Below are 15,936 nucleotides of genomic sequence, written 5' to 3'. Positions count from 1 at the left end.
GTGGTCTCCCTAGCAAAATGCTTCCAGAATATCTTCCTTTGTGCTGCTTCCCATCAGTTTGCCGCACGTTCCTTCCTGTGCCAGCTTTTTAGCCACGCTGGCCATAAGGCGCAGGAAATAATCATCCTTGTCCTTTTGATTGATGGCAAATATAATGAAAACCTGGGCAGGCAGGCCATCCAGCGTCTCCCACTGAATGGGCTGTTCCAGCTTAAGGACCGATATACAGTTACGCTTCACTGCCAGCGACTTTCCATGGGGAATGGCGATTCCGTCCCCTATGCCTGTTTTTCCCTGGGATTCCCGTATATATAAATCCTGCTTGAACTCTTCCTTGGATGTAATGCTGCCGTCCTTTAAAAGAAGGTCGCACACACATTCAAACACCTCCTCCTTATTCTGCGCCTTTACATTGACGGCCACTGCATTTTCATTGATTACCTCCAGCAGATTCATGCTTTCCTGTCTCCTTTTACTATAGAATTTAAATAGCCTGCTATTTCTTCCTGCCCTCTCAGGCTGTGGAATTCTTCATAGGCCTCCTTGTCGTCCAATAAAGTCACAATGGCGGAATAAAAGCGGATAATCTGCCCTTTTGCCTTAAACCGTTCATCCAGATTCAATGCCAGAAGAAAAATCCGGTCCACTCTCCTGTCCCTGCCCCAATCTACCGGTTCCTCCAATATGGCGGCCGCAATGACCGGGCGGCAGACACAAAACGCAGCTCCATGGGGAATGGCCACCCCAAGTTCCAGCACAGTGGATGTGGTTTCCTCCCTGTCCAGTACAGTCTGCTCATAATCCTTTGTAACATAACCCGCCTCTGCCAGCCTGGCGCACAGGAAGGATATGATTTCCTTCTTATGTGTCCTTTCCGGAAAATGGTATACAAGGGACGGATGAAACAGCTGGTACTCGGAGAGCTCTGTCTTTTCGGCAATCCGTCTCATCTTCTTTTTCCGCACCTGTTTCATCTTATTCTGAATCTGCTGTATATCCCAGGGCTGCAGCACATTTCCAATCTGTACCACATCCCTGCCTGCAAACACATCCCCCACCGGAACAGATGATATAAGAAAATCACACTGGCTCCTCTGAATCTTACATGTATCCCTTGTGGTCAGGACATCCACTACATTAATATTCTGTATGGAGCGCTCAATCTGCTCTTTGAGAATTCTGGATATTCCGATACCATGATTGCACAGGATGCACACCTCCACTCCCACGTTCAGCCGCTCAATGGCACCGCCTATATATAATGCCAGGTACGCCACCTCATCTTCCCCGATTCTCACTTCAAGTTCAGACTCAATGATAAGACTTGCCGACCAGGCAGCGGCATAAATATTGGGATACTTGGACTTCACTACCTCCTTCAGAGGATTTTCCTCCAGGATGCCGCACCGCAGTTTCAAGGTCTTGGATTTCATATACAGAAGGAGGCTGTCAAAAAGGTAATCATCCCTGTCAAGCCCCTGTCCCAGAATATTGCCGGTAATGGAAATCACCTTGTCTGTCACCCGGCAGATGTTTTGGTTGGCCTCCATATAAGTCTGCCTGGACGCCTCGTCTGTAAACTCCTGTATCTCGGCAGCCCCTAAAACTAATACCGTAAACTGCTTTTCTCCTTCCGGGAAGTCGGTATGATAATACTCCTTAAGACTTTCCATACATGTTTCGGCCATACTGAGGTCATATTCCAGGCCCTGCCATTCTGCCCTCTGATGCCCAAAATCCGCAGGAATCTCTGCATACTCCTTTTTCCTGATTCGTATAACACACAGTGACAGGAGAAATGACAGCTGCTGGTACCCGTCGAAGCTGTAGTGTATCCCAAATTTTTTCTCCAGCCCTGCAATGGCCCCTGTTACCCCGGCCATATCAAATCCCCACAGGAACTTTTCTGTCTGGCTTTTCAGGGTCTGGTCCCCAAACTCCTGCCGCTTTCTGGATATATCTGCAAAGAGTTCCCACATGGCCATGCGCCAGTAATACTCGCTGCACTCGATCTGCAATCCCTGGCCTCTCTTACAGGTAACAGCTACATGATGGGCCGTCAGCCATACAGATGCCTGGCTGGCAGCTTTTTCAGCATCCAGCCTGCTAATGAGAAGCCTTTGCTCCAGTTTCATCTTCTGTATGCTTCTCTGCTTCAGCAGGAGTTCCAGTATCTGGAAATGCTTGTCTGTGCCATACAGCTCCATCTGGTTCACATCATTCCATGCCTGCTTTGCCGTGTCCCAGTCCTTGTCCTTTATAAGGCACACGCCTTTGTTGCTCTTAGAGACAACCTTTCCCAGCCCATATTCTTCCAGGAAGCTTCCCAGCTGCTTCAGGTCATTTCTGATAGTCTTAAGGGAACAATTCACATCTGCCGCCAGACGCTCCACAGTCACAAATCCATCTGACCTGTACAGCAGCTTCAGAATTTTATATTGCCGTTCCTGCATCATGTTCCCTCCTGTTTTCTGTTCCATAGCACTGCCAGTCCCTTCGATAATCTTATATTAACAGCTTTCCCCTATTTGCTATTTCCAAAATATTGACAGAACGCTTTTGTTTTGTTCAATAGTTTTTCCAAAATCCATGATGCGCCTTTTATTAAGGTCAAACAAGATATTTTTACTATTCTTTCTGTGTTTTTTGCATTTCTTTTGATGTTTAATGAAACAGTTGCATAAATCCTGGTATGTTATGTACAATAATTGGCATTATGATAATTTGCAAGGGAGGCGACCAGCTCAAAAATATGCCTGCAAAAACACCCATATCCCCCCATTTTTCCGAGGATTTTTCTTTTAAGTACAAAGTGACCTACGGTCCTGAACAGCATGAATATCATACCCATAAACAGTTTGACATTATATTCATGCTGACCCCCAACTCAGTATGTCATGTAAGTGAAAAAAACTGGAAGGTTCCCAAAAACAGTATTATTTTATTCAATAATATGGATTTGCATAAGATTACCCTGAATACTCATGAACGTTTTGAACGGTACACGCTTTCCTTTAAACCGGAATACATTGAATCCTTATCCTCCAAAGAAACGGATTTGCTGGAGTGTTTTTTCTTAAGGCCGTTCTCGAATCCATACATCCTGCCGCTGACCATTCCCCAGGCCGAGGAGTGCCTGACCCAGTTAAAGCGCCTGATTACATGCAATGATGACACCGCCAAACAGGATTATGGATATGACCTTAAAGTCAAATTTCTTTTGGGGGAATTTCTTATTTTTATTAATAACCTGTATCGGAAATACCATAATATTTCATCCGACACCATAACATCATCCTACAGCCTGATTTACTCCGTCATTAACCATATCCATACACACCTGAGTGACGAGCTTTCCCTGGAACTTTTGTCTTCTACCTTTTATATTAATAAATTTTATCTGTGCAATCTCTTTAAGAATGTGACAGGTACCTCTCCAAACCAGTATATCATCAGCTGCCGCATCATGAAGGCAAAGGAGCTTCTATCACAAAATCTTCCCGTAGATTCTGTATGCAGTCTTGTCGGTTATAAAAACCTGTCCCATTTCAGCCGTATCTTTAAACAGCACACCGGTCTCAGTCCTAAACAATATTCTAAATTCAAACAAGCTGAGGATTTTAAACGGAAATAAGGGTGGAAAACCCCGAATATTGGTTCCACCCTTGTCTACTTTCCTTCATTATGATATTTTCGTTTTCTCTTTGGGGCTGCTTTTGTTAATTCTTCCCCCTATTCGCCCCCGTCTGTCTCTGTCTGTGCAAAGCCGTACTGAAAGGCTGACTTTCTCTGGAAATTAGCTGCCTTTCCCTGAGATCCGGTCAGGCATATAAAATGTTTACCAATCTCTTTAGCTGCCTGCTCGGTCCGGGACATCAGGCTTAACAGGTCAATCTCAGGTGTCTGCTCCAGCGTCTTCCTGATTTCATCGCGGACATAGTTAAATATCTCTGTGCAGATATTAACTTTGTTGATGCCTGCTTCCACTGCCTTTTTAATATTTTCATCCCCGGAACCCGAACCGCCATGAAGTGCGATGGGCACATCCGTCACCTTTTTGACAGCCCTTATGATATCAAAACGAATCTCAGGTGTAACCCCCTTGGGGTACTGTCCATGGGCTGTACCGCAGGCAATAGCAAGGCAGTCAGCACGGGTCTGATTCAGGAACTCCGTAACATCCTCAGGCCGTGTATAGCAGGAATCATCGGTCTGATCTCCCAGTGCTGCCTGTCCAACATGTCCCAGTTCTGCTTCCACTGCCACTCCCTGAGGATGGCACATTTCTATGACTTTCTTTGTCCTTCTGATGTTTTCTTCCATCTCATAAGCGGAAGCATCAATCATGATGGAGGAAAAACCGTTTCTGTATGCATGTGTAATGACCTCCCAGTCCCTTCCGTGGTCCAGAATCAGGGCCACAGGAACATTGGTCTCCTCTGCCAGCGTCCTTATGAGAGGCACCATCACATCTGCTCTGGCATGTTTGGTCATCTGCATCTGGCCCATGAGAATGATTAATGGTGACTGGAGTTCGTCTGCGGCTGCAATCAATCCTCTTGCCAATTCCAGATTAATGGCAGACGCAGCCAATACGCCGTAATTATTTCTGGATGCGTCATCCAATATCGTTTTCACATCTGTATACATATATCCCTACCCTCGTCTTTCTACATCCGAATCACGGTTTTAACAGCTTCCTGTTTTTGTGTGATGGCATACTCCATAGCTGCCTGTATCTTCTCAAACTCAAAATAATTGGTCACTATCTTTTTAGGCTCTGCCTGTCCTTCGCTGCAAAGCTCTATGGCTGCCGGATACAGGTTTCGGTAGCGAAATACTCCCAGTATGTCTGCCTCTTTTGAATTTGTCTTGAAAAAGTTAAAAGGTGTTTCCCCGAACACATTCCCTACCATTACAATCTTTCCTCCACGTTTCACCAGATCCGCTGTCAGTGCGGCTGTTTTCTGGCTTCCCGCGGTTTCAAATATTACGTCATATCCTCTGTTGGCTGTTATCTGTGCGGATCGTGATATAATATCCTCTTCTGATGAATTGACCACATGCCTGGCGCCTATGGTACCGGCCATATCAAGCCTGTTTTCATATAAATCTGACATAGTCACATTTGTAATTCCTCTGGCCAGACATGCCTCCAATGTCATCAGGCCAATGCAACCGGCCCCCAGTATCAGCACAGACTGACCTGTCCTGAGATTTGCCCTGTCTACTGCATGCATTCCTACCACAAGTGGTTCCAGAAGCGCCCCCTCCACTGTGTCCATTGCATCAGGCAACCTGAACGTCCATCTGGCGGGATGGCTGACATAACGGCTGAATGCCCCATTCAGCCATGGACGTGCTCCCAGAAACCGTACATCAGGACACAGGTTATACCGGCCGCCCATGCAGAACTCACAACTGCCGCAGGGAACACCTGGTTCCAGAGCAACGCGGTCACCTGGTATGATTCCTTTTACACTTTTTCCAACTGCTGCCACACGTCCGGCACATTCATGGCCCAGCACCACCGGAAGTTTTATATCCTTTACCGCGTAATGCGGATCCTCAAATATATGCATATCACTTCCGCAGATTCCCACATGGGCCACTTCAACCAGCACATCCGTATCCGATACGGACGGCATATCACAATCCATAAGCTCTAATCTCTGTTTATCAACCAAAAATGCTGCTTGATTCTTCATTTTTACCCCTTTACTGAACCGGCAGTCAGACCTGCCACCAGGTTCTTCTGTATGAACATGAACAGGATAACCACAGGAATCATGGCTGCCACTGCTCCTGCTGATATAATGTCCCATCTCAGGTCGTACTCTCCTACCAGGGATGCCAGCGAGACAGGGAGTGTCCTGTTATTGGAAGTGGTGAACATGACCGCAAATAAATATTCATTCCAAGAATTGATGAACACGTAGGTACCTGTAGCGATAAGTCCAGGTTTCAGAAGCGGCATTACCACATAATATAACAGCTGGGGGACATTGGCTCCGTCTATCTTTCCTGCCTCCTCCAGTTCCAGAGGGATGCTCTTCATGTATGAGGTAAGGAGCCATATGCTGAAGGGTATGGTAAATGTACAGTATGAAACTACCAACGCAACAGGAGAACCTATGAGCTTCAATTTATTAAACACCACAAATAGCGGAGTCAGGTACAGGACCGACGGAAACATGTATAACAGCAGGATACCGCTGAGTGCCAGATTCTTTCCCCTAAACCGGTATCTGGCAAAGGCATAGGATGCCATGGATGATACAAGCATGGAGATACAGCTGGTTATGACTGCAATAACGATACTGTGAAACATACTGGCAAGGAAATCCGTACTCGTAAATAGCGTTACATAATTCTGAAAGGTCGTTTCCCTGGGCAGGATTTTTATGTTGGTTGTATACAGTTCATCCGTAGGCTTTATGGACGTCAGGAATGTCCATATATAAGGAAATATCACAAAGCATACAATCAGGAGAAGCGGAATAAGCATTACAAGCTTTTGAATTCTTTTAGTCCTTTTCATCTTCATCCCCCCGCCTCGTCAACTTTAAATATATGGTCATAAAAAGAATCATAAACAAAGTACCATAGATTGCTATGGTGGATCCCTGTCCGAAATCCAGGGATTTCTGCGCCTTGATATAGGCTACAAGGGACACGGTCATGGAACTGTGTCCTGGTCCCCCTCCCGTCATAAGATAAAGTACTTCTACATTATTAAACACCCAGATAATTCTCAGCATGCAGGTAGTTATAATTGTAGGCATCAGCTCCGGCAGTGTTATATACAGGAATTTTTGCCATGAATTGGCCCCGCTTATATCCGCAGCCTCATACAGGTCTGCGGATATGGTCTGCAGTGCTGCCAGTATCATAATGGCAAAGAAGGGAATTCCCTGCCATATCATAGTTACAATCTGGCTGTACAGCGCCGTCTGGGAAGACCCCAGCCAAGGGATGTTTTTGCTTATGATGCCTAAGGATGTCAGACATTTGTTCAGGACACCAAAATTACCGTTATAAATCCAAACCCACATAAGTGCAATCACCACACCCGGAGTAACCCAGGGCATCAGCGTAATAGAACGGATGATGCCCCTGCCCCGGAATGGGACATTCAGGATCATGGCCAGCACCAGTCCAAACAGGAACTGACAGGCCACTGTTATCCCTACCCATTTTACCGTATTTCCCAGGGAAGCCAGAAAGGTCTCATTCCTCCAGACAGATATGTAGTTTTCTAAACCGATAAACTGTCGGTTTACATAATCCGTCAATTTATAATATTGGAAACTGAGTCCAACCGCATAGCAGATTGGATAAATAATAACTCCCACCACCAGCAGAAATGCCGGCATCAACAATATGATGGGAATATAAATGTCTGATTTCCTGCACCTTTTTCCGGCTGCTTTTCCCCGATTCATACGCTCACCCTCTCATGGTCTTAATACTACATTTCTCCGTTCAGACACTTGTCCAGCTGTTCCAGCATCTCCATGCTGCTCAGTTCTCCCATCAGGGCCCTCTGGAATGTCTGTGCCCACATCTCTTCTGTATAAGTAGTAATTTCAGGCCCTACAGGTAATGTATGGGCAGAAAGCATATTATCCATAGATACCTTATACGCCTGATCATTCTTATACTTGTCCAATGCCTGGACGGAAGACATAAACGGTACCTGCTGCAGCTTCTCACACCGCACATCGTGAATCTCAGGTGAAGACGCCCATTTCACAAACTCCTCCGCTGCCTCCAGGTTCTTAGAATTGGGATTAATAGCCCATCCGGTCATCTCCTGACACCCAAATGCCTGACCGCTCTCCCCAGTGGGAACAGGTATCACCTCAAAATCATCACCAAAGGTTTCCTTTATGGTTGTAATGGATGCAATATGATGATACAGCATAGCTGTGACACCTGATTTAAAATTAGTTAGAACTTCACTGAATCCGTCCGTAATTGCTGACGGAGGCACATAACCATTTTGATACAGATCAATGTACTTTTGGTTCATCTCAGCCAGTTTCGCATCAGCCAGTGAAGCCTTGCCCTCTGCATCATAATAATCCTTACCCTTCAATGCGCTGAATACAAAGGATGACCACATGTAATGGCCGCCGTTACCGCCGCGCATACCAAATCCATACTGATCTGTTTTGCCGTCCCCGTCCGTGTCCACAGTCAGTTTCTCACAGGCATCAAAGAATTCATCCACAGTTTTAGGATAATCAATTCCGGCCTTCTCGAACATTGACTTGCGGCAATACAAATACATTACAATGGTGGTCCGGGGATACAAGTACAGCTTATCCAATCCTGCCCTCATTTGCTCCAGCATAAAGTCATCCACTTCATCTGCATACTCCCATCCCTCAAACACGTCTTCCATATTCATCAGACCGCCCATTCCATACAGTTCCGGAGCCCACATTGGTTTACAGATAAACACATCTGGTCCTGTTCCCGTGCTTATGGCCGTTATGAGCTTATCATGGAAACTAGATGACGGTACGGATTCAAAATTCACCTTAATCCGATCTCCTGCATAGGCCTCCCACTTATCTTTAAGCATGTTCTCTATTGTCCCCTGCTCGTCTTCCCAATACCAGTATGTCAGCTCTATGGGTTCCTGTGTTCCCTCCGCTTCACTCTGAATATTTTTATCCGTTACTGCTTCTGCCGCCTTTTCAGCTGCCTTGTCCGTAGTAGCAGAGCCGCCTCCGCCGGAACACCCTGCCAAGGAAATGAGCATTGATACACATAGTCCTATTGCTGTTACTTTTGCCAAACCTTTTTTCATCTTGAAATACCTCCTACTCCTTCTCTTTTGTTTTACAACTCGTTTAATGGGCACAGGCCGCTAATGGTATCATATGATTGAATACAGATAGATGCGGCCCATGCAGCTATTCCCAAAGCTGTCTTTGCATTATCCTCATGCAGGAACGAGGACAAAAAACCTGCTATTGCAATATCGCCGGCTCCCGTTCTGGACAAAATCCGTTTAACCTTTACTGGTTTCTGCCAGATTTTCCTGTCATACCATCCGTTCAGGCTGTTCGGAGCGGCTTTTCCCATATTCCCCCACCTCTCTTTCTCTGCTGTTCTCAAGTACATTCCCTCATGACCACATTTCAGCATAACTATAGTCCCGCCCATTTCCAGAAGCTCATCCGCCAGTTTCTCAGCCATTCCTCTTACATCAATATAATCCAGAAGGTTATTTGCCCCTGCCTTACGCACCATCTCAACATAATCCTCCCTGTGAAGGAAAAAAATGCTCTCTTCCAGGCTGGGTAAAAACAAGTCCACATAGGGCAGTATCCGCTGCAGGATTGGTCTCCAATTCACATGACCCAGAAATGTCTTTAAGTCAGGAAGACTCATGTCAAGGGATATGGTGATTCCCTTAGACTTTACATTTTTTAACAGGTCCTCCAACTCCTCACCTTCATTTTCCACCAGGTACTTCATGCTGGGAGGATAACCAAAGTGGAACAGCTTCACTCCTTCCAGCATCTCGTCCGTAATATCCGCCGCCTTAAAAAGCTGAGATGCCCCTCTGCTGTGAAGTGTCATTTTATCCTTACCTGGCAAAGCGATGGCAACACTGGCCGAGGACTGTTCTCCCATCATTTCAATCAGAGTATAATCTGTGTCATAGCGGTTTAAGATTTCCCTTACAATTTCCCCTACGGAATCATCCCCGATTTTACTGACCAGTCTTACATCACATCCAAGCTTCTTTAACCCCAGACCTGTATTCCCTACTTCCCCACCCAAATATATATGGGTATAAGAACATTCCGTGGTCTTACCCTCGCTCAGGAATATTTCCGGTATTGGCTGTCCCTTCGGAATATATACTTCCGGAATAATATCCAATACAATGGAACCTGCCACTAATATCTTCTTACTCTCCATATATCCCCCATCTTTATATAATTTGTATATTTTTTTGTTATTTTTCTTCTATCTATTAGAAATAATATCATATTCTATGCTGTCTTTTTTTCTGTTTTGTCCTGATTTTTTTGCGTTTCTTGATGTGTTTTTAACTGTGATTATTTTCTTTTTATTTAAATATTCAGATATAATATATATTATTTTCTTTTATACGCAACAATTTTTACCTTGTTTCAATATTTATATCCATATTTTCGATGTTTTTGGTCCCCCTCCCTGTATGATTGCGATTTTTTTACAACATTTGCAAGTTTTTACACCAGTTGCATAAAAAGCAGGGATTAAAAATTACAGTTGAACAAGCCAGTCCATCCGGGCTGGCTTTTGACTGTAGACATGTTCATCTGGTATATGCCTAAGTTTATTAGATATGAATAATTGTGAGGAGGGTTATTGATGAAAATAAAGCGTGAGGAAATTTATAAATCTGTATAAAGAACTTTGATACTTCGGGAAAGGTTTATTTAGATGCCGCTGAGGTTGGCGCAATTAATTACTGGAAAGCAAGTGAAATCAATAAAACTGATAAATGGCACACCACCTAAAAATCGTTTGGTTGTGGTAACTCAAACAGGTACCCAAGAGATACAGATAATAGAGAAGGATCCTGAAGGAGAAACTTGCGAGATAAATGTCGATTTAGAGTTCTTACTTCTATATCATTTCCTATAGTTTCGCTGATTATGGAATTAAGTCCATAAGAGAGCGGGGATTGGATATATGGTTCATTGCTATATGGAAATGATTATTACTCTATAAGGATTCCTTTCGATATGTAGAAAAAACTTTCACCAATAACAAAGAACGATAATGAACCATTCTTTGATACGTCTTTATTGCATTTGATATCAAAAAAACCAAGAAAGGATTCTTTGTGTAGAAAAGGTTTGAAGAGAATGAGGACATCAGATAGCTTGAATTATCTGGTGTCCTGTATTTTTATACACTATATGAATAAACAAATTATAAAAACTGTGTTTGTCTACAATCTAAAGCCAGCATATCCAGGCCGGCTTGGAGTCTGTGAAAGTTTTTCTGTAATTAAAGATTTATAAGGTCTTCTATGATAAAATAAAAATCATAGGAGGCCTTTTTATTATGGCAAGAGAAAAGAAATCTGTACACAAAGTGCAAATGACGGATGGAAAGCGAAACATCATCCGGCAGCTTCTTGAGGAGTATGAGATTGAATCTGCCCAGGACATTCAGGATGCCCTCAAAGATCTACTGGGCGGTACCATCAAAGAGATGATGGAATCCGAGATGGACGAGCATCTTGGCTATCGCAAGTCAGAACGTTCCGATTGCGATGACTATCGCAATGGCTATAAAACCAAACAGGTGAATAGCAGCTATGGAAGCATGAAAGTCGAAGTCCCACAGGACCGTAACTCCACCTTTGAACCACAGGTGGTAAAGAAACGCCAGAAAGATATCTCTGATATCGATCAGAAGATCATATCCATGTACACTAAAGGGATGACAACACGGCAGATCTCGGAAACACTGGAGGATATCTACGGCTTCGAGGCCTCCGAAGGCTTCATTTCGGATGTGACGGATAAGCTTCTGCCCCAGATTGAAGACTGGCAGAACCGCCCCCTTTCCGATGTCTATCCGGTGCTTTATATCGATGCAATCCACTATTCTGTACGGGATAACGGCGTGATCCGTAAGCTGGCGGCCTATGTTGTACTGGGGATTAATTCAGATGGTTTAAAAGAGGTTCTGACCATCGAGGTTGGCGAAAATGAGAGTGCCAAGTACTGGCTTTCCGTTCTGAACGGTTTAAAAAACCGTGGAGTAAAAGACATCCTGCTCCTCTGTGCCGATGGACTGACAGGGATTAAGGAAGCGATAGCCGCTGCCTTTCCAAAGACGGAATACCAGAGGTGCATTGTCCATCAGGTGCGGAATACGTTAAAATACGTATCAGACAAGGACCGTAAGCTCTTTGCGGCAGATCTCAAAACGATTTACCAGGCGCCAACAGAAGAGAAGGCATTAGAAGCCTTGGAGCGGGGCACAAAAAAATGGTCAGAAAAGTACCCGAATTCCATGAAAAGCTGGCACCAGAACTGGGACGCGATCGTCCCCATCTTTAAGTTTTCAACGACTGTACGCAAGGTTATATATACCACGAACGCAATCGAAAGCCTGAACGCCACATACCGGAAGCTGAATCGTCAGAGGAGCGTGTTTCCAAGCGATACAGCCCTTTTTAAAGCGCTGTACTTGTCAACATTTGAAGCAACAAAGTAGTGGACGATGCCAATCCGGAACTGGGGCCAGGTATATGGAGAACTGAGCCTCATGTATGAGGGCCGACTGCCGATGTAAGAGAATCCAGGACCGTTCAAACCAGGCGGGAATCCGCCTAGTCTTGACATATGCAGTATTGTGCGGTATATATAAACCAAGGGCTGAACGCTCATAGAGAAGCTTTCAGCCCTGCCATTATCATAGAAGAGCTGCTTTTACAGAGATTTCTTCACACACTCCCGGCTTGTCCTTATCAGAATCATTCCGTTAATAGCATGTAATATTTATTTTCTAAAGTCCCCTGGCTTCTGTCCCGTATACCGTTTAAATGCCACATTGAACCAGGATGGATTTTGGTATCCCACCAGATCAGCAATCTCATATATTTTCATATGCGTATTTTTCAGCAAGTCCATCGCTTTCTCAATACGGACTTTTGTAAGATAATCCCCAAAGGATATTCCCATTTCCTTACTGAAAACAGAACTGAAATAGCTGGCGTTAATATAAACATATCCAGCCACATCATCCAGCCTCAAATCAGGATTCCAATAATTTTCTTCTATATACTTCCTGGCCTTCTGTACCACTGAATTGGGCCTTAATTTCTCCAGCCTGGAAATATAGACAGACGCACTCAATAATATCTCCCGAAGCTTTCTTGCCATAAGTGCAGGATTGCTTTCATTCAAAACAGCTGTAATGGTATCTGATACTGACAGAAATAAATCCTCCGGTTTACCTCCTGCTGTTCTCAGCGTACGAATTGTCTCCAGTAGAATAGCAGAAACAGCAGTGCGTATAATGACCGGAGATGGCTTTGCCTGATAAACATATGACAAAAAATCATCGGTAAATGTCTTAATTTCACACTCCCCTCCATGCTTCATACTCTTTTCCAGATACCGGTTCCAATCAGGCATATCCTTAAAGGATGACTGTATTTCCTCCCTCACAGTACTGTAACAGATCAGACTTCTGTCCGTAAAAAAACGGTATTCGACCGCTTCCAGGCTCTGGCGGTAAGCAGCCGACAGCTCCCTGACAGATTCTACAATATCACTTATCCCCAGTACGGCTTTTATATAATATCGGGAGTAAATAGTCAGCAGTTTACGAAATTGGATTGTCATATCCCCTTTCTCCATGATACAGAACACTGTCATCCTATCCTGGTTCTGGAACTGTTTTATGTCTGCTGCAACTCCATGCCCGTTCTTCCACTCTTCCAGGTGAATTCCCATCTCCTCCATGAATGATTCTTCGTGGTACCTGGGACTCTCTGTATTTACTGAAGCTACGCAGAATTTTGTGAATTGCCCCAGGTACTGCGTCTCAGCTTCATTCAGAGTATCCACTTTTCCCCCAAGTGCCATCAGCTTAATCTTATTGTCCAGTATTTTTCTCTGGGTCTGCTCCAACACATCCCTGTATGTATTCAATATTTTTTCACCTGATCTGGCCTTCTGTATTTTTAAAACAGCCTCTTTCAGCAGTTGAATCAGTTTATCCGTATCAATAGGTTTCAGAAGATACGCAAAGGCTCCCAGATTAAGGGACTGCTGGGCATATTCAAACTCGTCATAGCTGCTAATCATGATGACCACACAGTCCGGCTTCTGGTCTTTTGCCAGAGCGAGGAGTTCAATTCCACTCATCATGGGCATCTTAACATCTGTTACAATCACTTCCGGAGCCATTATTTTAACCAGCTCCACAGCCTCCCTCCCATTGGATGCCTGCCCCACCAATTCCAAGCCCAAGGCAGGCCAATCTATAAAATTCGACAGTCCCTCCCTAATGATATCCTCATCATCCACAAGAATAGTTTTAATCATATGCCTTCTCCCCTCTCTTGTTGCCATTGATGCTAAATGATACATTGGTACCCTCCCCAAATTGACTCTCAATCCGTAAAGCTGATTCCCTTCCAAAATAATTACGCAGCCTTTGATTCGTATTATACATACCAAATCCTGACACTGCCATTTCCTTTAATCCCTCCTGTAGCCGTTCCAACTGGGCCGGAGTCATTCCAATTCCATCATCAATGACAGATATTCTGATTCTATCTCCTGTTTCATGAACAATCTCAATTGAAATGGCCCCGCCTTCCGGTTTTTCCTGAATGCCGTGATAAATGGCATTTTCCACCAATGGCTGAAGGGTCAGCTTGGGTATGGGATAGTCCAGCATGGAGTCTTCATCTATATGGATGGAAAAATCAATTTTATCCCTGTATCTGGTATTTTGAATCTTAACATATTCCTTAACGTGTTCCAGTTCCTCCCGCAGTGTTATGATATTCCTCCCCCTACTGAGCCCGATGCGGAAAAATTTTGAAAGAGATGTAATCACACTAATTGCCTTCTCATTTTCATTGGAACGTATCAGCCAAATCACAGTTTCAAGCGTATTATACAGAAAATGGGGATTGATCTGCATTTGAAGTGTCTTTAATTCTGCTTCTCTCAGGTTTTCCTGCTCCTTATTATTGACTACAATCAAATGCCTGGTAAAATCCATCATATTATTAAACTTATTTCCCAACACCGCCAGCTCATCCTTATATTTTACATGCATTTGTACTGCAAATTCCTTTTGCTCCGCCTGTTCCATGAGGTCAATTAATTTGTTGATGGGGTTTGTGACTGTGCCAGAAATGACACTGGTGACCTTAACCGCCAACAGTATCATCAAAAATATGACCATACCAAGCCAGACTCCCAGATTGATAATCTTTCCAAGCAGAATAGCTTTAGGGATATAGGACTCCACAGTCCATCCATTATCCATTGTTTCAGCATAATAAAAAACTGAATGGTTCTTGTTCCTGTCCTTTTGGCTTTTTGCTTCTTTGACACCATTTCCAGTGTTGTTTTTCTTAAACAGAATTGTATTATCCCCATCCAGGACCTGAATGACCCCGTTTTCTATATTACCGAATTCCTGGATAATATATTCAATTGTATCTGCCTCTATCTCAACCAATACCACACCTATTCTGCTGCCATTAGCCTTATTTATCACCGGACACCCCATAGCTGCATAGGAGCGGTCAATGGATTTAACGGTCCTGGAATAGACCTGGGGTCCAACCCACACGACTCCATCTGCTTGGTGGATGCGCCGGTACCACTCTTCCTGCCTAAAATCCTTTTCCTGGAATGCAACATTATGAGACTTAAAGTTAAAACCATTATCTCCCAGTACATATAAACCACCGAATTCATTGATTGTATATCCTGCCAGTTGGTACAATTCAAAATCATATTTCAGCTCTGCTGCATATCTCTCCTTTATATCCTGTGGCATCTCTGCATTCAGTATGTTCTGAAAAATTGAATTATTCTCCACAAGACCTGCTAGGTTTTCCGCTTCATTAAAAATATCATTCAGGTTATCCGCCACAGACTGTGCCGACTGATTACTGAAGGAGTATGCCAGTTCCTCCACAATCCGATAGGATGCAATGTAGGATATACTGGCCACCAAAAGCATAGACACGATTACCATAGTGGAAAAGTATATCATCAACCTGGTATGAAGCCTGTAATTCATCATATGAGCGTATATTTTTTTCATAAATCCCTTTAAGCAGGTATAGAGAACGCTCCAGGATTAGCCTGGGGTGTTCTCTTGAACCTGCTGCCTTTCATTGAATTTATTTAAGTAACCACACGTCTA

11 protein-coding genes and 1 pseudogene are annotated in these 15,936 nt (G+C 44.0%); 2 read left to right on the top strand and 10 right to left on the bottom strand.

The annotated features are described in order from the left end of the window. Positions 1-9: 9 nt before the first annotated feature. A complete protein-coding gene (locus CGC65_RS02445) occupies positions 10-456 on the bottom strand; it encodes a PTS sugar transporter subunit IIA (RefSeq protein ID WP_002566203.1) in 447 nt (148 codons plus the stop codon). Continuing rightward, positions 453-2,456: a BglG family transcription antiterminator gene (locus CGC65_RS02440; RefSeq protein ID WP_235622139.1), complete on the bottom strand. Its 2,004-nt coding sequence runs from the start codon at positions 2,454-2,456 to the stop codon at positions 453-455. The genes CGC65_RS02445 and CGC65_RS02440 overlap by 4 nt, the downstream gene beginning before the upstream one ends. A gap of 296 nt (positions 2,457-2,752) precedes the next feature. Between CGC65_RS02440 and CGC65_RS02435 the strand changes: the two genes are divergently transcribed. Next, a complete protein-coding gene (locus CGC65_RS02435; RefSeq protein ID WP_227179555.1) occupies positions 2,753-3,634 on the top strand; it encodes an AraC family transcriptional regulator in 882 nt (293 codons plus the stop codon). Between the two features lie 98 nt (positions 3,635-3,732). Here the strand turns inward: CGC65_RS02435 and CGC65_RS02430 are convergent, their stop codons facing one another. From CGC65_RS02430 to CGC65_RS02405, 6 genes are read right to left on the bottom strand one after another with little or no spacing between them, the layout of a single operon-like run. Then, positions 3,733-4,650: a class II fructose-bisphosphate aldolase gene (locus CGC65_RS02430; RefSeq protein ID WP_002566206.1), complete on the bottom strand. Its 918-nt coding sequence runs from the start codon at positions 4,648-4,650 to the stop codon at positions 3,733-3,735. A 20-nt stretch (positions 4,651-4,670) separates the two neighbouring features. Beyond that, positions 4,671-5,708 carry an NAD(P)-dependent alcohol dehydrogenase gene (locus tag CGC65_RS02425; RefSeq protein WP_002566207.1) on the bottom strand — a complete coding sequence of 346 codons (1,038 nt, stop codon included), beginning with the start codon at positions 5,706-5,708 and terminating at the stop codon, positions 4,671-4,673. A 2-nt stretch (positions 5,709-5,710) separates the two neighbouring features. Then, entirely contained in the window at positions 5,711-6,541 is an 831-nt protein-coding gene (locus tag CGC65_RS02420) for a carbohydrate ABC transporter permease (protein WP_002566208.1), read from the bottom strand. Beyond that, entirely contained in the window at positions 6,528-7,445 is a 918-nt protein-coding gene (locus tag CGC65_RS02415) for a carbohydrate ABC transporter permease (protein ID WP_002566209.1), read from the bottom strand. Before CGC65_RS02415 ends, CGC65_RS02420 begins: the two co-directional genes overlap by 14 nt. 26 nt (positions 7,446-7,471) lie before the next feature. Next, the gene (locus CGC65_RS02410) at positions 7,472-8,821 is read right to left on the bottom strand and encodes an ABC transporter substrate-binding protein (protein WP_002566210.1); all 1,350 of its coding nucleotides are present in this window, start codon (positions 8,819-8,821) and stop codon (positions 7,472-7,474) included. Positions 8,822-8,853: 32 nt separating this feature from the next. Continuing rightward, positions 8,854-9,945, bottom strand: a complete 1,092-nt coding sequence (locus CGC65_RS02405) for a carbohydrate kinase family protein (RefSeq protein ID WP_002566211.1) — start codon at positions 9,943-9,945, stop codon at positions 8,854-8,856. Positions 9,946-11,085: 1,140 nt separating this feature from the next. On the opposite strand from CGC65_RS02405, the pseudogene CGC65_RS02395 reads away from it, so the two are divergent. Then, positions 11,086-12,327, top strand: a pseudogene (locus CGC65_RS02395) (IS256 family transposase). 206 nt (positions 12,328-12,533) lie between these two features. Here the strand turns inward: CGC65_RS02395 and CGC65_RS02390 are convergent. Next, entirely contained in the window at positions 12,534-14,087 is a 1,554-nt protein-coding gene (locus CGC65_RS02390) for a response regulator transcription factor (protein ID WP_002566213.1), read from the bottom strand. Beyond that, positions 14,080-15,834: a cache domain-containing sensor histidine kinase gene (locus tag CGC65_RS02385; RefSeq protein ID WP_002578458.1), complete on the bottom strand. Its 1,755-nt coding sequence runs from the start codon at positions 15,832-15,834 to the stop codon at positions 14,080-14,082. The genes CGC65_RS02390 and CGC65_RS02385 overlap by 8 nt, the downstream gene beginning before the upstream one ends. Positions 15,835-15,936 lie beyond the last annotated feature (102 nt).

The sequence above is a fragment of the Enterocloster bolteae genome (assembly GCF_002234575.2).
Taxonomy (GTDB): domain Bacteria; phylum Bacillota; class Clostridia; order Lachnospirales; family Lachnospiraceae; genus Enterocloster; species Enterocloster bolteae.
This window is presented reverse-complemented; position numbering and strand designations above follow the sequence as displayed.